This is a genomic window from Erwinia phyllosphaerae (assembly GCF_019132875.1).
In the GTDB taxonomy this organism is placed as follows: Bacteria; Pseudomonadota; Gammaproteobacteria; order Enterobacterales; family Enterobacteriaceae; genus Erwinia; species Erwinia phyllosphaerae.
Genome location: NZ_JAHSPF010000007.1, coordinates 106,039 through 123,852, shown reverse-complemented (window position 1 = coordinate 123,852; position 17,814 = coordinate 106,039). Strand labels below are relative to the sequence as shown.

Below are 17,814 nucleotides of genomic sequence, written 5' to 3'. Positions count from 1 at the left end.
TACGAAGTCAGACAAGACTCAGGCCTGTACCGCATTAATGACTAAAAGCAGGCACCAGCCCAGTGCGGCCGCCCATGCCAGCATCGGCAAAGAATAAAAATGAAAGCGTAACCAGACGGTACGATCCTTAGCCATACGTAAGGCGATCAGGTTAGCCAGCGAGCCGGGTAGCAGGCCAAAACCGCCGATATTTACAGCCCAGGCAAGCAGCGTGCTGGCCGGTAAATTCCCCAGCAGAAGAATGGTTGCCGGAACGTTACTGATGACCTGTGATAAACCAATGGCCAGCAGATATTTTTCACCGGCAGAAAAGTGGCTAATTTGCTCAAGCAGATGATGTATCGCGGGCAGACGCGTTAATAAGAACACATCGACGAACATGGCGATAAAAACGGCCAGCAGGCTCCAGTCGATAGCCAGCAGCGTACGGCGCGCTATCAGTAAAAACACGGCAAAAATCAGCAGTACGCCCCACCCCGCGTAGCCTGATTCCAGGGCGGTAATAAAGACTAAATAGAGCGCTACGCTTGCCAGCAGTAGCAGCTTCTGCCATTGCGTTTCAGGTGCCTGGTCGGTGCGCTCTATCCGCCGTCTGGAAAAGCTAAATGCGGTCAGCAGCAGTAAACTGGCCAGCAACACGACGGCCAGCGGCAGCATCTGCATAATAAAGCCGCCGAAACCCAGCTTGCCGTGTTGCCACAGCAGAATGTTTTGCGGATTTCCGACGGGCGTTAGTAGCGAACCGGCGTTAACGGCCAGCGCTTCAAAGATAATAAGGCGGGTGACCGGCAACGAGGAGTAGCGCCGTAAGGTCAACGTCAGCGGCACCAGGATAAAAAGCGCGACGTCGTTGGTCAGAAAGGTTGAGAGCGCCGCCGCCGCCGCGGTCAGAAACAGCGCCAGCGAGCGTTCCGAGCGGAAACGCTGCACCAGCCGATGTCCCAGCACGTCAAAATAGCCGCTGGCTTCAATACCTTTGGTGAGCATTAATAACCCACCCAGCGTCAAAATGGTTGACCAGTCTACGGCGGCAGGCAGCTGCCGCAGGGAAAATGGCGCGAAGCAGGCCAACAGCAGCCCGGCAAGTACCAGCAGATGCAAAAAGCGATCGTGCAAAAAAGGCCTGAGCAGCGTGACCATGGTTCACCAAAAAGTTGTTACTGACGGCTTTCGTAAAATTGCTGAAAAATAGCCAGCGTTTCATCACTGACGTGATGCTCCAGACCTTCGGCATCACGCCGGGCGGTATCGGGGCTTATCCCCAGCGCCAGCAAAAAGGTCTCGACAATATGATGTCGCTTGCGGCTCTCTTCGGCCAGCGCCTCACCTTCGGCGGTCAAAAAGACGCCGCGATAGGGTACCTGTTCGACCAGCCCGACCGTCGCCAGCCTTTTTAACATTTTGGCCACGGTGGGCTGGGATACGCCAAGGCGCGCCGCCATATCAACCTGGCGAGCCTCGCCAAATTCACGAATAAGATCGGAAATCAGCTCAACATAGTCATCGATCAGCTCACGGCGGTGGGCCTCACGAACCTGACGAAAGCCTTCGACGTGCTCTTCAATTTCTTTCAGTGGCGCAGGCACTGTGGTTTTAGCGCGACGACTCATTCAGCTTCCTCTTTTTATTATCAACTGACGCGTAACGGCTCGCGGCAGCCTGTTGGTGCCACATTGTAAACGAAGCTCAAAGAAGCACAAATTTTCGCGCAATAGCACTGGCTACGAAGTATAGCCTGTGCTATATCTGGTGATAAAGCGTACGAAGGAGGACAATATGAAAAAGCCACTTTTACTGCAGCTGTTCTGTCGCTCGCCTTTTACGCTGCGTCTGATGCTGCTGGAAATGCTCACAACAGAGAAAAAACGCCGCCGTTGATCGGCCATAAAAAAATCCGCCACGTGGGCGGATTTTTTATCGACCGGTCGAAACCGGTTTTTAGCAGGCTTAGAAGCTGTAGCCTACGCCAGCAATCCAGGTGCCAACGTCTACGCTGCGGATACGGCTCTGCTCGTAGCCAACATCCAGAGCAACGTTTTCGATGCCCGGGTTGAACTGCAGGCCAGCACCGTAAGAGAAGCCAACGTCGCTTGAGTCAGACTTCACGCGGTCTGCGCCGTTCTGCTGGAATTTACCGTAGCCGATACCTACTACGCCGTAGATGCTTGCCCAGTCGTTCAGACGGTAAGCAGGACCACCGGTGATGCCGTAGTACTGGCCTTTGTTATACACGCCAGCGTCGGTACGATCTTTCTCGGTGTAGGTGAAAGAACCGATCCAACCCAGGGCATCGGTGCCGTTTTCGTAGCGGTATTTCAGGTTGAAACCGTTAGCTTTGTTAGCCACGCCCTGCATATCGCTTTGTGCGTAACCACCGGAAACAGTGCTCTGTGCCATCGCTGAACCAGCAGAAACTGCCAGTACACAAGCCAGTGCTGAAAGACATGCAATTTTTTTCATAACCACCTCAAATGTGAAAGTACTTATCTCCTGACAACGCTGAAAATATAACAAACCTCAGACAGAAACTCTGCCCCGTTTTTGTTGTCCAAGACAATGTTTGGTGTAACAGGACGTTAATGATTGATTGTATTTATCTGTTTTTATTCAACTTTAAGCCAACACCGCCTCGCCTGACCCGCAATGTAAAAATTTGTTCATTGAGATAAATCTTAATTAATTTTGACACTTCTTTACGTCAGCAGGCCTGTTTTTCCGAATTTCCTCACCTGTTTATGCTGTTTTCGCCACTTTTTATCGGCGTCTGTTGGTACACTCGACGGAACTTTTTCCTCTTCTGACAGACAAATAAGGTTGGTTTCAAGGATGTCTTCTTCCCGCACTTCCTCAGTCTGGTTTTCTGTTTCGCTGCTGTTAATCGCCATGATTTCTATTCAGGGCGGTGCCGCCTTAGCCAAAACGCTTTTCCCTGTTGTTGGCGCGCCAGGCATTACGGCCTTACGTTTGGGTTTGGGCACGTTAATCCTTTGTCTCGTTTTTAAGCCCTGGCGTTTGCGTTTCAGCCGCCAGCAAATTTTGCCGCTGCTTTGTTACGGGCTGGCGCTGGGAGCAATGAACTACTCCTTTTATCTGTCGATACGTACCGTACCTTTGGGTATTGCCGTCGCGCTGGAGTTTGTCGGGCCGCTCACGCTGGCGTTAGCCGGAGCAAGAAAGCTGCTGGATTTTGTCTGGGTGGCGCTGGCGCTGGCCGGTTTGTGGTGGCTGCTGCCGCTGGGCGATTCAATTTCCGGCGTGGATATCAAGGGCGCGCTGCTGGCGTTGCTGGCCGGTGCCTGCTGGGCTGTATATATTCTGAGTGGTCGCCGCGCCGGCGCTGAACACGGCCCGGCGACCGTTGCGATGGGGTCACTAATCGCCTCGCTGGTTTTTGTTCCGTTAGGTTTTACCTTTGCCGATAGCGGTATCTGGAGCCTGGCAATTTTACCCGTCGCGCTGGCCGTTGCCGTGCTGTCCAGCGCCTTCCCTTATTCGCTGGAAATGGTGGCGCTGACCCGCTTACCGGCAAAAACATTTGGTACGCTAATGAGCCTTGAACCAGCGATGGGCGCGCTTTCCGGTATGCTGTTTCTGGGCGAAAACCTGACGCTGCCGCAGTGGGCCGGGCTGTTGGCTATCGTGCTGGCCTCCGTCGGAACAACGTTGACGTTGCAATCTGCCAGGCCGGAAATTGAACCCGTAAGCGAACCTGGCGAATAAATTGCCGAATTATCTCATGCCGGTGAATTAATTCAGGTTCCCGGCTTTAATGGCTAATAATTTAATATCACTCAGACTATTCCGAGCCACTTTTATATCATTACTGTCGACTACGTTAACGTTGCTGGTAAGTTTCCCTTTTTAAACAAAATAAAAATACTTTAATTATCAGCGCGTTATTAAATCCTGTTTAAATGAGAATATTTATTAATCGCATCTACCCAGCGAAAACGCAGAAATACCAGCAGCTTAAGCTGCAAGACGCCCGCTATTTTTTCGATAGGCAGCACCTTTGTGGCAAAGGGCAAAAGTCCTGCTACACTTATTCGGTACATTCAGGACAACTGACCATTAAGAGGATATTAATGATGAGTACCGCTAAACTGGTAAAAACGACTTCATCCGATCTGCATTACACGCGTAACAATGTGGCTGACGAAGAGAAAAAAGCCACGATTGAAGTGCTGAATCGCCTGGTAACGGAATTCATTGATTTGTCCCTGATTACCAAGCAGGCGCACTGGAACATGCGCGGCGCAAACTTCATCGGCGTGCACGAAATGCTGGATGGTTTCCGTACCACGATTACCGATCACCAGGATACTATCGCCGAGCGCGTAGTTCAGCTGGGCGGTGTCGCGCTGGGTACGACTCAGGTAGTTAACGACAGGACGCCGCTGAAAAGCTATCCGCTGAACATCCACACCGTTCAGGATCACCTGAAGGCGCTGGCTGAACGCTATGCCGTTGTTGCTAACGATACCCGTAAAGCCATTACGGAAGTAGAAGACGAAGACACCGCTGATATTTTCACTGCGGCTTCGCGTGACCTGGATAAATTCCTGTGGTTCATCGAGTCTAATATCGAATAAGACTCAGCGGGCTGTTAATTCAGCCCCCTTTTCGTAGAGTAGATTTCAGAGCAGATGAGGCCTTTCATCTGCTCTTTCTATATGGGAGATAACGATGGCCAGTGGTTGGGCACGTGATGATGCCGTACAGGAACAGATTGACTCAACGGTAGAAGATGCCGTTAATCGTGCAAGACGCTCGATGCATAACGGCGTCAGTGCGGAATATTGTGAAAACTGTGGTGAACCTATTCCGGAAGCCAGACGCCTCGCTCTGCCTGGCGTGCAGTATTGCGTACAGTGTCAGCAGCAGCGTGACGAAAAGCAGGCTTCCACTCTTTATAACCGTCGCGGCAGTAAAGACAGCCAGCTGCGATAAAATTCTGCCTCCCTCTCTTTTTCTTTTGTTTTTTACTCCCTGCCAGGCTAAAACTGATCTGCACCATAATGAACACGACGCACTATTATGGTGCTCCATTATGGTGCATTGCATCGCTTAATACGTATCCACAGCGGTTTCATTGACTCAACGTGCTGTTTTTCATATATTTTGAAAACTTGGCACGCTTTTTTCATATAGCCCGGCATCAATCGGACAAAGTGCTTGTCCGACTGCAATAAGGATAAAAAGATGAAGTCACTTGTTAAGTTTTCCCTGGCTGCGCTGACGCTGGCGTTCGCCGTCTCTTCTACTGCCGCAGAAAAAAAACTGGTTGTTGCTACCGACACCGCCTTTGTGCCTTTCGAGTTTAAACAGGGTAACGAATATGTTGGCTTTGACGTGGAGCTGTGGGCTGCTATCGCTAAACAGCTGAATCTGGATTACACCCTGAAGCCAATGGATTTCAGCGGCATTATTCCCGGCCTGCAAACGCACAACGTTGATGTAGCGCTGGCGGGTATTACCATTACCGACGCACGTAAAAAGGCTATCGACTTCTCTGACAGCTACTACAAAAGCGGCCTGCTGGTGATGGTTAAAGCCAATAACGACCAGATCAAAAGCATCAAAGATCTGGATGGCAAAGTGGTTGCAGTAAAAAGCGGCACCGGTTCCGTAGATTACGCAAAACAGCATATCAAGAGCAAAGACCTGCGCCAGTTCCCTAACATCGATAACGCCTACATGGAGCTGGGCACCAGCCGTGCGGATGCCGTGCTGCACGATACGCCAAATATTCTTTATTTCATCCATACCGCAGGCAAAGGCCAGTTTAAAGCGGTAGGCGACTCAATCGAAGCACAGGATTACGGTATCGCCTTCCCGAAAGGCAGCGACGAACTGCGTGATAAGGTCAACGGCGCGTTGAAAACCCTGCGTGAAAACGGCACCTACAACACTATTTATAAAAAATGGTTCGGTTCTGAGCCTAAATAACAGCGCTTTACCTTTCGCAGGCGCGCCGTGCGCCTGCGGTTTTACACCAATGAATATGGTTTTAAACCGGAGAATTAAGAATGCAGTTTGACTGGAGCGCCATCTGGCCATCTATTCCGGCCCTGCTTGAGGGCGCCCGACTGACGCTGTGGATTTCCGTCCTCGGCCTGATTGGCGGCCTGATTATCGGCCTTGTAGCGGGTTTTGCCCGCGCCTACGGCGGCTGGCTGTCACGCAATGTTGCGCTGGTATTTATTGAACTGATCCGTGGTACGCCTATTGTCGTCCAGGTCATGTTTATCTATTTTGCTCTGCCGATGGCGTTTAGCGATCTGCGCATCGACCCCTTCAGTGCGGCAGTGATCACCATCATGATCAACTCCGGCGCTTATATCGCAGAAATCACCCGTGGTGCCGTCCTGTCAATCAACAAAGGCTTTCGTGAAGCAGGTCTCGCGCTGGGCTTATCCAGCCGTGAAACGCTGCGTTACGTCATTATGCCGCTGGCGCTGCGTCGTATGCTGCCGCCGCTGGGTAACCAGTGGATCGTCAGTATTAAAGATACCTCGCTGTTTATCGTGATTGGCGTGGCGGAACTGACCCGCCAGGGCCAGGAAATTATTGCCGGCAACTTCCGCGCGCTGGAAATCTGGAGCGCCGTAGCCGTTATCTACCTGTTTATTACGCTGGTGCTGAGCTTTGTTCTGCGTCGCATTGAGAAAAGGATGAAGATCCTGTGATTGAATTTAAAAACGTCTCCAAACACTTTGGCGAAACGCAGGTTCTGCACAATATCGATTTATCGATTAAACAAGGCGAAGTTGTTGTGATTATCGGGCCGTCAGGCTCCGGCAAATCCACGCTGCTGCGCTGCATCAACAAGCTGGAAGAGATCACTACCGGCGAGCTGATTGTAGATGGCCTGAAGGTTAACGACCCGAAAGTTGATGACCGTTTAATTCGCCAGGAAGCAGGTATGGTATTCCAGCAGTTCCATCTGTTTCCGCAGATGAGCGCGCTGGATAACGTCGCCTTTGGTCCAATCCGCGTGCGCGGCGCTAAAAAAGCTGACGCGCAACGTCTGGCAAAAGAGCTGTTGGGCAAAGTTGGCCTGGCCGAGCGCGCGCACCATTTCCCGTCCGAGCTTTCCGGCGGCCAACAGCAGCGCGTGGCCATTGCCCGCGCGCTGGCGGTCAAGCCTAAAATGATGCTGTTTGATGAACCAACTTCCGCGCTCGATCCAGAGCTGCGCCATGAAGTTCTGAAGGTCATGCAGGATCTGGCCGAAGAAGGCATGACGATGGTCATCGTGACGCACGAAGTGGGCTTTGCGAAGAAGGTTGCTTCACGTCTGATCTTTATCGATAAGGGTCGCATCGCAGAAGATGGTGACCCGGCAGAACTGATCGATAATCCGCCGGGCGCGCGCCTGCAGGAATTCCTACAGCACGTTTCCTGATAGTCTTCGGGGCGGGAGTTTGCCGCCCCGCTTTCTCGTCCCTCTCTTAAAAAGCGCCTCTTCGGCTTGCGCTTTTTCCCGGCAGGCTATACTTGCTGGTCGACGCTTCTTTGCGTCGTCACAGGAGAATACGATGTCAGGAACCCTTCCCTTCTGGCGCCTGGCGTTCAGATGGTTACCGTTAGTCATTGCTATTTTTGGCTGCCAGGCCCAGGCCGTTAGCTTACCTGCCGCCGCCGTGGCTGCTTCCCAGACAAAATCCGCTTCGGCTCCCCAAGGCGGCGAACCGAGCTTAGAAGATAAAAAAGCTGCCTATGCCGCGCTGGCGAATATTTTGCAGAATGACCAGTCCCGGGCCGAGCTGATTAATCAGTTACGCAGCGCTTCTACAAGTACGTCTACCACAAAAGATCCGGTGCTCACGCCGCCAACGGCCGATGATGATAAAACCGTCCTGGAAAGCGTTACCAACGTCAGTCGTCATTTTGGCGGCGAAATGCTGGGAAAAGTACAAAAGCTCCATCGCAATATCACTGATGCACCGCACAAGGCTTTTAATCCCAAAACGTTTTATAACGCGCTGAGCCACTTTGTGATGCTGGCCGTTGCGCTGTTCGCATTTTACTGGCTGCTCCGCTGGGCCGTTACGCCGCTTTTTCGCCGCATGGGCGAATGGGGAAGAAGAAAAAACGGCGATCGCACCAGCTGGCTACATTTGCCCGCGATGATCCTGGGCGCGTTTGTTGTCGATCTACTGCTGCTGGGCATTGCCTTGTTTGTGGGGCAAATGCTGAGCGATTCGCTGAACGCAGGCAGCCGTACCATTGCTTACCAGCAGGGTTTATTTCTTAACGCTTTTGCGCTGATTGAATTTTTCAAGGCGATCCTGCGGTTAATATTCTGTCCGCGCTATCCGCAGCTGCGCTTTTTCCATCTCTCTGATGCACGCGCCAGCTACTGGGAGACTCGCCTCAGCTGGCTGAGCGGCGTTATCGGTTATGGGCTGCTGGTCATAGTGCCTATTGTTTCCAATCAGGTTAACGTGCAGGTTGCCGCGCTGGTGAACCTTATCCTGATGTGCTTTATCACGGCCTGGGCGCTCTACCTGATTTTCCATAACCGTCGCTCCATACAGCTGGAACTGAATCGGCTAGCCGACCGCTCAATGAGCTTCTTTTCGCTGTTTATCCGCGCTTTTGCCATGGTCTGGTACTGGCTTGCCAGCGCCTACTTTATTGCGCTGTTCCTGCTTTCTATCTTTAATCCCGGCGACAGCCTGAAGTTTATGATGTCCGCCACCGTGCGCTCGCTGGCGATAATCGGCCTTGGTGCGTTGATTTCCGGCGTGCTTAGCCGCTGGATATCAAAAACGATTATCCTTTCGCCGGAGCTGCGCCGTAACTATCCTGAACTGCAAAAAAGGGTTAACGGCTGGATTTCCGTGATGCTGAAACTGGCGCGGATCCTGACCGTCTTCGCCGTTTGCCTGCTGTTATTAAACGCCTGGAACCTGTTCGACCTGTGGCACTGGCTGACGGTTGGCGCGGGCGTCAAAATGGTTGATGTGATTATCCGTATCGTGATGATTTTGTTCTTTTCGGCAGTTGGCTGGACGCTGCTTGCCAGCCTGATAGAAAGCCGTCTCGCCTCGGATTCTCATGGTCGCCCGATGCCAAGCGCCAGAACACGCACGCTGTTGACCCTGTTTCGCAACGCGCTGGCCGTAGTTATCAGTACTATTACCATTATGATCCTGCTGTCGGAGATTGGCGTTAATATTGCGCCATTGCTGGCAGGCGCGGGCGCGCTGGGGCTGGCGGTTTCGTTCGGCTCGCAAACGCTGGTAAAAGACATTATTACCGGTATTTTTATTCAGTTCGAAAACGGCATGAATACTGGCGATCTGGTGACTATAGGCGCGATTACCGGTACGGTAGAACGTATGTCGATACGTTCGGTCGGGGTACGTCAGGATACCGGCGCTTATCACATTATCCCGTGGTCTTCGATTACGACTTTTGCCAACTTTGTGCGCGGTATCGGCTCTTTTGTCGCCAATTATGATGTCGATCGCCGCGAAGACAGCGATAAAGTTAACGCTACGCTACAGGCGGCGGTAAGTGAACTGATGCAGGATGAGACGATTCGCGGCATGGTAATCGGCGAGCCCTCCTTTGCAGGTCTGGTAGGCCTTACCAATCAGGCATTTACGGTGCGAGTTTCCTTCACTACGCAGCCGCTAAAGCAGTGGACGGTGCGGTTTGCACTCGACAATATGGTTAAGAAACACTTCGATGCGGCCGGGATCAGAGCACCGCATCCAACGGTTCAGGTAATGCAAACGGGTAGCGATCTGGCTGCGGCAGCCAGTTTTCCAGCGCTGCCGGCGCCAGAGTAAATCCTGAGCTTTTTACGTAACAGCGGCAGGATGCCGCTGTCGTCGGGCTAAACGCGCGTCATCTGGCGCTCGCGAGCCGGTTGCTCCATAAAGGTCCAGGCAATAAACCGGCTCTGTTTCTGACCCTGCGCCATATCGATAGTGCGAACGCTAACGGCTCCGGCCTGCTCCAGCGCGCGCCAAAGCTCAGGTAAATTTTCCCGGCGCGAAACCAGTGAGGTGAACCAGATACACTGTTTTGCAAAGCTGACGCTTTCGGTAATCATGCGGCCAATAAACGCTTTTTCGCCGCCTTCGCACCAGAGTTCATCCTGCTGGCCGCCAAAATTTAGTGGCGCATCTTTACCGAGTCCCAGATTGCGGACTTTACGCTGGCTGCCCTGCTGCGCATCGCTGGCGGAAGCGTGAAAAGGTGGGTTACAAAGAACGGCATGGTACAGCTCGTTTTTATGAATAATACCGCTAAAAATAGCCTGCGCACTCTTCTGGCGACGCAAACGCACTCCGCGATTAAGCCCGGGCGTAGCGCTAATAATCGCGTTTGCCGCACGCATTGCTTCTTCATTAACTTCGCTGCCGGTAAAACGCCATTCATACTCGCGATAGCCAATCAACGGATAGATGCAGTTCGCGCCGCAGCCGATATCCAGCACGTTGATATTACGCGGCACCACTGAACGGTTATCTTCCGCCAGCAGATCGGCCAGGTGGTGAATATAATCAGCGCGTCCCGGCACTGGCGGGCAGAGAAAGCCGTCCGGAATGGTCCACTGTTCGATCTGGTAAAAATGCTTCAGCAAAGCCTGATTAAGCATTTTTACCGCCGCCGGATCGGCAAAATCTACCGATTCATCACCGTACTGGTTGGTCGCAACAAACGCTGCCAGCGGCGGATGGCTGGCAATCAGCGCGGGAAAATCATAGCGGCCACGGTGGCGGTTACGGGGATGAAGCTGGGTTTTTTCGACACTCTTTTTCATGAACGGCTCTCTTATCTGCAGGCGCGTAAGATACCTGCTGCGGTAAAGATCGTAAACAATTCCCGCCTGATTTCCTGCTTTCTAACGGCTAATATTAAGGATTACCCCATTCTTCAGGAGTTGTTAATGCCGCGTTCCCGCCATTCTTACCAGCCTCGCCTTGGTCACGGCCTGCCTCACGATCCGCTCAACGCCATTATTGGCCCGCGCCCGATTGGCTGGATAAGCTCGCAAAGCGCCAGCGGCGATCGCAATCTGGCGCCCTACAGCTTTTTTAACTGCTTTAACTATAAGCCGCCGATTATCGGTTTCTCCAGTCAGGGCTGGAAAGACAGCGTGGCAAACATTGCCGAAACCGGTGAGTTTGTCTGGAATCTGGCTACCCGCGAACTGGCGGTAGCGATGAACGAAAGCTCCGCTTCAGTCGCACGTGATAAAGATGAGTTTGCGCTTTCTGGCGTCACGGCTATTCCGGGTACGCAGGTTGCGGCCAGTATGGTAGCGGAAAGTCCGGTCAATTTTGAATGTAAGCTAACGCAGCTTATTCAGTTGCAGGACGCCGATGGCGGTAAGCTGGAACAATGGCTGGTGCTGGGCGAAGTGATTGCCGTTCATATCGACCAGGCTTTACTGCTCGACGGCATTTATCAGACCGCCAAAGCCAATCCCATCCTGCGCGCGGGCGGCCCCAGCGCCTATTACACCATCAGCGACGAGCAGCGCTTTGATTTAACCCGACCGGACGCGCGCAGGTCATAGCAGGATATAACAAGCGAAGCGCCGACGCAGCGCCTCGCTTTTAAGGCAATGCCGACAATCCGGCTGGCGGTTTTTTGTTATGATGTCCGCAATCCCGATCGCAGGTATGGAGCGATAATGAAGAGAATTGCTATTGATATGGATGAGGTTATCGCCGATTTTCATCCTAAAATGGTCGCCACTTTTAATCATCATTTTTCCCTGAAGCTAACGCATAGCGAACTGAATCTGTTCAGTCTTGCCGCCGAAAAACCGGAAATGCTGCGGGAAATTTTCACGCTGGTCAGCGAAGACAGCGATTTTTTTGGCGATCTTGAAGTGATTGAGGGTAGCCAGCGCGTCATTGCCGAACTGGGCAAGCGGTATGAAATTTTTATTACTACTGCGGCTATGCAGGTGCCGACCTCGTTTAACGCCAAATTCCGCTGGCTCAACACCCACTTCCCGTCGATTAAACCCAGCAATATTGTGTTCTGCGGCAACAAAAGCATTATCAATGCAGACTATATGATTGATGACAACGCTGAAAATTTTAGCGGTTTTTGCGGCGAAGGCATCCTGTATTCCGCCCCCCATAATCTTCAGGTTACCGGCTATCGGCGGGTAAAAAACTGGCAAGAAATTGAAAATTTGCTGATGTAAATGTTCTGTCTGCGCCCGGCCTGACAGCCTGGCGCGACGGCAGACGCAACGCCCGCAAAGGAGAAGACATGATCCCCGTCCCGCTGATTCAGGAAGCCACCGAGTGGCGCAGGCAGTTTCACGCGCAGCCGGAGCTGGGCTATCAGGAACATCATACTTCACGACGGGTTGCAGAACTTCTGCGCTCTTTTGGTTTACAGGTGCATACCGGTCTGGCAGGCACTGGCGTGGTCGGCACGCTGGAAAACGGCCCCGGCCCTGCAATCGGTTTTCGGGCCGATATGGATGCGCTGCCGATTACCGAACTGGGTGAGAGAGCCTGGCGCTCGACGCAACCGGGCATCATGCACGCCTGCGGCCATGACGGCCACACCGCTATCCTGCTGGCCGCCGCAAAACATCTCAGCGTTACGCGCCGTTTTAGCGGCACGCTGCATTTCGTTTTTCAGCCCGCGGAAGAAAACCTTGGCGGCGCACGCAAAATGGTGGCCGACGGCCTGTTTACGCTGTTTCCGATGGAGGCTATTTATGGGATGCATAACTGGCCCGGCCTGCCCGTCGGCCATCTGGCGGTAAACAGCGGGCCGATGATGGCTTCGCTGGACGCCTTTGAAATTACGCTGCGCGGCAAAAGCTGCCATGCAGCTATGCCGGAAAACGGGGCCGATCCTGTGGTAGCGGCGGCGCAGCTGATCCTGGCGCTGCAAACCATTCCCGCGCGGCGTTTGTCCCCGCTCTCTTCGGCGGTGGTCAGCATTACCCAGATTAACGGCGGTGAAGCTATTAATGTCATCCCGGAAAGCGTCACCCTGCGCGGTACGCTGCGCTGCTTGCAAAGCGATGTGCGCGCCAGGGTGCGCAGCATGATTAACGATTTTGTCACCACCTTCACCGCGCCGTTGGGAATTGACGGCAGCATTGATTATCTGACGGATTATCCAGTTACCTGTAATCACGCCGTGGCGGCGCAGCAGGTTCGCGATTGCGCGCTGTCGCTGTTGCCTGCGGAACAGGTGCACTGGGAAATCAATCCTTCTATGGCCTCGGAAGATTTTGCCTGCATGCTGGAGGTTTGCCCCGGTGCCTATTTCTGGCTCGGCGCAGACGGCGCTTCGCCTTCCGCACCGCTGCATAATGCGCGTTACGATTTTAACGATGAACTGATTAGCGAAGGTATCGCTTTCTGGGCCGCGCTGGCGGAAAAGCTTATGCCAACCAGATAGTTTCTTCGGCCACGCCCGCGCTCTTTTTTAGATCCACCTGTAAAAAGAGTGAAAGCTGAGCGCGGGCTCAAAAAAAATTTTGCGGTGCCAGAAAACCGTTAACGAATGTACACAAAACGGCTTCCATGCCGGTTCTCGCCGCATGAAAACCCGCTATGCTATCTGCGGCCTGCAAGCATCAATAGCCCGCCTTCGCCACCTGCTCCAGCCCGCTTTCCACATCGGCCGCCCGGCCTGTAGCCACAAAACAGCAGGCCAGCTGCAGGCGCAGCGATTGCGGCACCGCGACCTCCCGGTTCAGGCAGCGTTTGATCCACTCAGCCGTTATCTCTGCGTCTTTACCCGCAGGAAGCTCATCACGACCGATGCCGCTCTCTTCCTGCCGCGTTACCAGCACTTCGGGTTCGCTACCGGCAATCAGATTAATGGCCGGGCAGCGTTGCGGACTGGCGTAGACTTCGCCTTCCGTGCCGTTCATCAGCAGCGCTCGTCCACCCACCGCGTGGAAAAACTGGCCCACGCGCGCAATATATTCCGGGTGGGAAACGCTGGAAAGCCGTAGCGCAGCGTCCTCGCCAAAGGGCGTCAGCAGCTTTGCCAGCGTATGGGCGCTGTTGCGTACGCCCATACGCCAGCGCAGCGAAAGCTGACGCGCCAGCGGCGCACAAAGCGTTTCAACCGATACAAACACCGCTTTTCCTTCTTCCAGCTGTGCCTGCGCCTGTTCTGCGCTGTCGGCTGGTTCGATGCCCAGCGCGGTAAAAATAGCCTCGCTGGTTACGCGTGTCGGATCGTCACTAACGCCATGCACCAGCACCGGAAAACCCAAAGCGGAGAGCAGCAAAGCCAGCAGCGGCGTCAGGTTAGCCTGCTTGCGCGCGCCGTTGTAGCTGGGGATCACTATCGGCATGGGCAGGCTGGCTGGCGGCTGCAGGCTGAGCACCGACTCCTGCATCGCCTGATAAAAGCCCAGCATCTCCTGCTCGCCTTCCCCTTTGATGCGTAGCGCAATAATAATCGCGCCCAGCTCAAGCTCCGGTACGTCGCCTGCCAGCACCTGGCGATAAAAATCACGGGCGCTATCGAAATCGATATCGCGCGCGTGATTTTTTCCGCGTCCAACCTCTTTAATAATTTGCTGATAACCCATGCTTCTGCCCTGTTCGATAGTTAGCGACGACGACGTACTTTCTTCTTAACCACCGCTGTGGGAACGGCTTTTGGCAGCTCACCTTCCGGCATTGGCGGTTGCTCAATAGGAAAAACCGGCAAAGCGCCCAGCAGGCGTGCGCCATAGCTCTTGCTCAATAAGCGGCGATCGTAAATAACGATTTCGCCAAAACAGTGATGGCTGCGGATTAACCTGCCCACCTGCTGAATCAGGTTAAACGAGGCGCTCGGCAGGCTCTGAACCTCAAACGGATAGCGTCTGAGGCTTTTCAGCCATTCACCCTCGGTCAAAATAACCGGACTGTCTACCGGTGGGAAAGCAATTTTATGAATATGCACCTGCGACAGCAGTTCACCTTTTAAATCCAGCCCTTCGGCAAAAGACTGCAGGCCAACCAGCACGCTGGTTTCGCCCTGCTGAACTTTTTTGCGGTGCAGCGCCACCAGCGCCGGACGGGGTTTATCCCCCTGTACCAGCAGCATCAGCCGTAACTCAGGCAGGTAGGAAATAAACTGCTGCATCGCGCGGCCGCTGGCAAACAATACCAGCAGGCCTTTGTGCTTGCCTTCTTTGATCTGCTGACGGAAAAAGTGCGCCATTTCTGCCAGGTGTTCAACCTCGTTCGCCAGCATCGGCTCATAGCGCATCTGCGGGATGATTAACTTGCCCTGCTCGACGTGGTTAAACGGCGAATCAAGCGCAACGAAACGGTCGCCCACTTTTTCGCTTAATCCGGCCATTTCCTGCAGGCGCTGAAAGCTGTTCAGCGAGCGCAGCGTGGCGGAGGTCAGCACCACATGCGGGATTTTGCGCCACAGCAGCTTTTCCAGCTGGTCGCTGACGCGGATACCGGCACAGTGGAACAGCAGGTGCGGATTGCCTTCGCGCAGTTCACGAGTAACCCATTTGGAAACCGGCGCGCCCGAAGCCTGCTCCATTGAGGCCAGGCGCCAGAGCTTGCTGCTGGCTTCAAACCAGCTGAGCGCCCGGTTCATTTGCAGCAGGGTACGATGCAGACGCGCCACGTCAAACTGGCCGGTTTTTTCCGCCAGGTCGTTCAGCAGCGCTTCTGCCAGCCCGCGCAGCCCGTCGCTGAGCTTAAACAGCCTGGCGCAAAGCGTCATCACCTCTTCCGGCAGCAGCCCCATTTCAAAACGGTATTCGCTTTCCTGCTGGCCTGGCAACAGCTGTATCAGGATATGCGACAGCTGCTGTAGCTGCTCGTGCATCTCTTCACAGTGGGCCTTAAGGCGCTCCGGGTTACTAAGGTGCGGCGGTTTTTTAGGCCGGAACTGCGCCATGCACTGCTCCACCAGGCGGCAGAACAGATCGAGCTGAAGCGTGCTCCAGGCCGGGGTGATATCGCCGCTCATCTCCAGTGCGTCCCGCGCTACCTCCGGCAGGTGATGGCCTTCATCCAACACCAGCAGCAGGTTTTTCGGCGGCGGCAGCACCGATTCCGTCTCCAGCGCGGCCATCACCAACGCGTGGTTGGCAACCACCACGTCGGCATTTTCGATTTCGCGGCGGGCCAGGTAGAACGGACACTCGCGAAACCAGTGGCAGTTGCTGCCCAGGCAGTTGGTTTTATCCGTGCTGATGCGCTGCCAGAGCGAATCTTCAATGGTGTCTTCACAGTGATCGCGCAGGCCATCCCACTGGTGCCGATCGAGATTTTTTTGCAGCGTGCTGCACAACGCGCGCTCATCCTTGCTGGCGGTCATCTCATCATCCAGAAACAGCAGCAGATCGCCCTGCTTCTCTTCGTCACCGCCCAGCGCCGAAAGGTTGCGCGGGCAAACGTAGCGACCGCGACCAAAAGCAGCAGTAAAACGCAGATCGGGAATGATCTTTTGCAGCAGCGGCAGATCTTTACTGTAAATCTGATCCTGCAGCGCCACGTTAGCGGTACTGATCACCAGCGGCTTCTCTTCGGCACGGCTGACGGCGATACCCGGAATCAGATAAGAAAGGGTTTTCCCCACGCCGGTTGGCGCTTCGATCGCCAGATGACGGCCATCGTCGCCCGCCAGCGTTTTCGCCACTTCGGCAATCATCTGCCGCTGCGGCGCGCGGGAAATAAAATCGGGGATCTGCTGCTGGAGAGCTTTATACCAGCCGGCAATTTGCGCTTTTAACGCAGCATTTAGCGCCATAACAACCACTTTTCACCAAAACGGCCTGTATTTTTACACAGTATTTCGTCGGCGTCAGCCTTTTGCCGCAATCCTTCAGCCCGGCTCGCAATTTATCGCTTTGCAGCGGCCAGAAAGCCTCGGCCCGTCACCATCGTCATCGCTCAGCTGACCGGCCCGATAGAGAGAGGCTATCAGCCATTGTTATCCGTTGCGGTTTTACTCATCCCAAGCCTGCCGGTAAAGGGGAGACGCAACGCCGGATGCCTGAAATCAATACCAAAGTTAAAAGCCAGCACGTTAAATTCCAGCCCTTCTTCCGCGCCCAGCGTCAGCCCCAGCACGCCCAGCAGTGAAATCTGCACCCCCTTGCCGGATGCAGGCAAACCTACAGGATTGCTCAGCGGCCGGAAATCTTTGCCAATGGCGTTAGCGGGCAGATCCAGCTTCAGCTCCGGCACTTCCCTGCCGATGTGCGCTAAAAACGTGTTGCTGTTTGGGCCAGGCCAGACGCGGTAGCTATGCGGCCACGGATAGCTTTTAATTGCCGCTTCAATACGGGGGATCATCGCCGCTGCCGCCGCGCCACGATGGTCAAGCAGCAGCCTGGGCTTCGCGCCAAACCAGTAGCCGTCGGGCAGCGCGTAATTATGGCGAATCACGTTACGGCTGCCCCAGCTCACCACTTCATATCGATTGAAATGGTCCTCGCCCGCCCTTTTATAAATAATCCACGGATGGACGGCAAAAAGCCCACGCCAGCCAAAAGTGGGCGCAACGTAAACCTGTACAATGGCGGTATCGACAAATTTTTGCGCATCGGGTGCCATCCCGGCCGAGTCGCGACGTGCCGTGGCCCAGTCCTTCCCCGTAATTGCTACGCCACTGTGGGTGGCCTTAACGTAGCTTTGCGCAAAAGAGAGCAGCAGCATACAAAGAAAACTGAGCGTGATAACTTTCAGCAGAAACATAATACCTTCGGCTACCCGCCGTCGCGGGTCTGATAAGGGTTGATAACGGGTCAGCGAGCGGGCGCTTAAGATGTGAGCAAAATCACATTACGGAAAATCGCGGCGGCATTCAATCTTTATCCACTGA

Annotated in this window: 18 protein-coding genes; 11 read left to right on the top strand and 7 right to left on the bottom strand. The window is 54.0% G+C overall.

What is annotated here, in order from left to right; translation table 11 throughout:
- Positions 1 to 18 precede the first annotated feature (18 nt).
- The gene (locus KUE00_RS13830; protein WP_246760477.1) at positions 19 to 1,140 is read right to left on the bottom strand and encodes an SLC13 family permease; all 1,122 of its coding nucleotides are present in this window, start codon (positions 1,138 to 1,140) and stop codon (positions 19 to 21) included.
- 17 nt (positions 1,141 to 1,157) lie between these two features.
- Entirely contained in the window at positions 1,158 to 1,610 is a 453-nt protein-coding gene (gene mntR / locus KUE00_RS13825; RefSeq protein WP_246760476.1) for a manganese-binding transcriptional regulator MntR, read from the bottom strand.
- A 166-nt stretch (positions 1,611 to 1,776) separates the two neighbouring features.
- On the opposite strand from mntR, the gene KUE00_RS22055 reads away from it, so the two are divergent.
- The gene (locus tag KUE00_RS22055) at positions 1,777 to 1,878 is read left to right on the top strand and encodes a hypothetical protein (protein WP_484840046.1); all 102 of its coding nucleotides are present in this window, start codon (positions 1,777 to 1,779) and stop codon (positions 1,876 to 1,878) included.
- Positions 1,879 to 1,947: 69 nt separating this feature from the next.
- Here KUE00_RS22055 and ompX read toward each other — a convergent pair whose 3' ends face one another.
- Positions 1,948 to 2,460, bottom strand: coding sequence for an outer membrane protein OmpX (gene ompX, locus KUE00_RS13820; RefSeq protein ID WP_246760475.1), 513 nt, complete (start codon positions 2,458 to 2,460; stop codon positions 1,948 to 1,950).
- 366 nt (positions 2,461 to 2,826) lie between these two features.
- Between ompX and rhtA the strand changes: the two genes are divergently transcribed.
- The 7 genes from rhtA (at position 2,827) to ybiO (ending at position 9,806) form a co-directional block, all read left to right on the top strand.
- Positions 2,827 to 3,720 carry a threonine/homoserine exporter RhtA gene (gene rhtA, locus KUE00_RS13815; RefSeq protein ID WP_246760474.1) on the top strand — a complete coding sequence of 298 codons (894 nt, stop codon included), beginning with the start codon at positions 2,827 to 2,829 and terminating at the stop codon, positions 3,718 to 3,720.
- Between the two features lie 368 nt (positions 3,721 to 4,088).
- Positions 4,089 to 4,592: a DNA starvation/stationary phase protection protein Dps gene (dps, locus tag KUE00_RS13810; protein WP_147200555.1), complete on the top strand. Its 504-nt coding sequence runs from the start codon at positions 4,089 to 4,091 to the stop codon at positions 4,590 to 4,592.
- 94 nt (positions 4,593 to 4,686) lie between these two features.
- Complete coding sequence (locus tag KUE00_RS13805; protein WP_246760473.1) at positions 4,687 to 4,950, top strand: DksA/TraR family C4-type zinc finger protein; 264 nt, start codon at positions 4,687 to 4,689, stop codon at positions 4,948 to 4,950.
- A gap of 252 nt (positions 4,951 to 5,202) precedes the next feature.
- Positions 5,203 to 5,949 (top strand): glutamine ABC transporter substrate-binding protein GlnH, encoded by a 747-nt coding sequence (glnH, locus tag KUE00_RS13800; RefSeq protein WP_246760472.1) that lies wholly within the window; start codon positions 5,203 to 5,205, stop codon positions 5,947 to 5,949.
- 80 nt (positions 5,950 to 6,029) lie between these two features.
- Positions 6,030 to 6,689, top strand: coding sequence for a glutamine ABC transporter permease GlnP (glnP, locus tag KUE00_RS13795; protein WP_246760471.1), 660 nt, complete (start codon positions 6,030 to 6,032; stop codon positions 6,687 to 6,689).
- Positions 6,686 to 7,408 (top strand): glutamine ABC transporter ATP-binding protein GlnQ, encoded by a 723-nt coding sequence (gene glnQ / locus KUE00_RS13790; protein ID WP_246760470.1) that lies wholly within the window; start codon positions 6,686 to 6,688, stop codon positions 7,406 to 7,408. Before glnP ends, glnQ begins: the two co-directional genes overlap by 4 nt.
- A 133-nt stretch (positions 7,409 to 7,541) precedes the next feature.
- Complete coding sequence (gene ybiO / locus KUE00_RS13785) at positions 7,542 to 9,806, top strand: mechanosensitive channel protein (protein ID WP_246760469.1); 2,265 nt, start codon at positions 7,542 to 7,544, stop codon at positions 9,804 to 9,806.
- A gap of 47 nt (positions 9,807 to 9,853) precedes the next feature.
- On the opposite strand, the gene rlmF is transcribed toward ybiO, so the two are convergent.
- The gene (gene rlmF / locus KUE00_RS13780; protein WP_246760468.1) at positions 9,854 to 10,786 is read right to left on the bottom strand and encodes a 23S rRNA (adenine(1618)-N(6))-methyltransferase RlmF; all 933 of its coding nucleotides are present in this window, start codon (positions 10,784 to 10,786) and stop codon (positions 9,854 to 9,856) included.
- A gap of 126 nt (positions 10,787 to 10,912) precedes the next feature.
- On the opposite strand from rlmF, the gene KUE00_RS13775 reads away from it, so the two are divergent.
- The 3 genes from KUE00_RS13775 to KUE00_RS13765 all read left to right on the top strand — a co-directional run bounded on the left by KUE00_RS13775 (position 10,913) and on the right by KUE00_RS13765 (position 13,410).
- Positions 10,913 to 11,545, top strand: a complete 633-nt coding sequence (locus KUE00_RS13775; protein ID WP_246760467.1) for a flavin reductase family protein — start codon at positions 10,913 to 10,915, stop codon at positions 11,543 to 11,545.
- Positions 11,546 to 11,662: 117 nt separating this feature from the next.
- Positions 11,663 to 12,187, top strand: coding sequence for a 5' nucleotidase, NT5C type (locus tag KUE00_RS13770; RefSeq protein WP_246760466.1), 525 nt, complete (start codon positions 11,663 to 11,665; stop codon positions 12,185 to 12,187).
- Between the two features lie 68 nt (positions 12,188 to 12,255).
- A complete protein-coding gene (locus tag KUE00_RS13765) occupies positions 12,256 to 13,410 on the top strand; it encodes a M20 aminoacylase family protein (protein WP_246760465.1) in 1,155 nt (384 codons plus the stop codon).
- Positions 13,411 to 13,588: 178 nt separating this feature from the next.
- Here the strand turns inward: KUE00_RS13765 and ybiB are convergent, their stop codons facing one another.
- From ybiB to KUE00_RS13750, 3 genes are all read right to left on the bottom strand, one after another.
- The gene (gene ybiB, locus KUE00_RS13760) at positions 13,589 to 14,560 is read right to left on the bottom strand and encodes a DNA-binding protein YbiB (protein WP_246760464.1); all 972 of its coding nucleotides are present in this window, start codon (positions 14,558 to 14,560) and stop codon (positions 13,589 to 13,591) included.
- A gap of 20 nt (positions 14,561 to 14,580) precedes the next feature.
- Positions 14,581 to 16,737 (bottom strand): ATP-dependent DNA helicase DinG, encoded by a 2,157-nt coding sequence (dinG, locus tag KUE00_RS13755; RefSeq protein WP_246760463.1) that lies wholly within the window; start codon positions 16,735 to 16,737, stop codon positions 14,581 to 14,583.
- 173 nt (positions 16,738 to 16,910) lie between these two features.
- Entirely contained in the window at positions 16,911 to 17,687 is a 777-nt protein-coding gene (locus tag KUE00_RS13750; protein ID WP_246760462.1) for a DUF3750 domain-containing protein, read from the bottom strand.
- Between the last annotated feature and the right edge of the window lie 127 nt (positions 17,688 to 17,814).

Excerpts from the sequence above, each read along its gene's own strand:
- KUE00_RS22055 (WP_484840046.1), top strand. The coding sequence starts at position 1,777 with ATGAAAAAGCCACTTTTACTGCAGCTGTTCTGTCGCTCGCCTTTTACG.
- mntR (WP_246760476.1), bottom strand. The coding sequence starts at position 1,610 with ATGAGTCGTCGCGCTAAAACCACAGTGCCTGCGCCACTGAAAGAAATT.
- rhtA (WP_246760474.1), top strand. The coding sequence starts at position 2,827 with ATGTCTTCTTCCCGCACTTCCTCAGTCTGGTTTTCTGTTTCGCTGCTG.
- KUE00_RS13830 (WP_246760477.1), bottom strand. The coding sequence starts at position 1,140 with ATGGTCACGCTGCTCAGGCCTTTTTTGCACGATCGCTTTTTGCATCTG.
- glnP (WP_246760471.1), top strand. The coding sequence starts at position 6,030 with ATGCAGTTTGACTGGAGCGCCATCTGGCCATCTATTCCGGCCCTGCTT.
- KUE00_RS13805 (WP_246760473.1), top strand. The coding sequence starts at position 4,687 with ATGGCCAGTGGTTGGGCACGTGATGATGCCGTACAGGAACAGATTGAC.
- dinG (WP_246760463.1), bottom strand. The coding sequence starts at position 16,737 with ATGGCGCTAAATGCTGCGTTAAAAGCGCAAATTGCCGGCTGGTATAAA.
- rlmF (WP_246760468.1), bottom strand. The coding sequence starts at position 10,786 with ATGAAAAAGAGTGTCGAAAAAACCCAGCTTCATCCCCGTAACCGCCAC.
- KUE00_RS13750 (WP_246760462.1), bottom strand. The coding sequence starts at position 17,687 with ATGTTTCTGCTGAAAGTTATCACGCTCAGTTTTCTTTGTATGCTGCTG.
- ybiO (WP_246760469.1), top strand. The coding sequence starts at position 7,542 with ATGTCAGGAACCCTTCCCTTCTGGCGCCTGGCGTTCAGATGGTTACCG.
- glnH (WP_246760472.1), top strand. The coding sequence starts at position 5,203 with ATGAAGTCACTTGTTAAGTTTTCCCTGGCTGCGCTGACGCTGGCGTTC.
- ompX (WP_246760475.1), bottom strand. The coding sequence starts at position 2,460 with ATGAAAAAAATTGCATGTCTTTCAGCACTGGCTTGTGTACTGGCAGTT.
- ybiB (WP_246760464.1), bottom strand. The coding sequence starts at position 14,560 with ATGGGTTATCAGCAAATTATTAAAGAGGTTGGACGCGGAAAAAATCAC.
- KUE00_RS13765 (WP_246760465.1), top strand. The coding sequence starts at position 12,256 with ATGATCCCCGTCCCGCTGATTCAGGAAGCCACCGAGTGGCGCAGGCAG.
- KUE00_RS13775 (WP_246760467.1), top strand. The coding sequence starts at position 10,913 with ATGCCGCGTTCCCGCCATTCTTACCAGCCTCGCCTTGGTCACGGCCTG.
- KUE00_RS13770 (WP_246760466.1), top strand. The coding sequence starts at position 11,663 with ATGAAGAGAATTGCTATTGATATGGATGAGGTTATCGCCGATTTTCAT.
- dps (WP_147200555.1), top strand. The coding sequence starts at position 4,089 with ATGAGTACCGCTAAACTGGTAAAAACGACTTCATCCGATCTGCATTAC.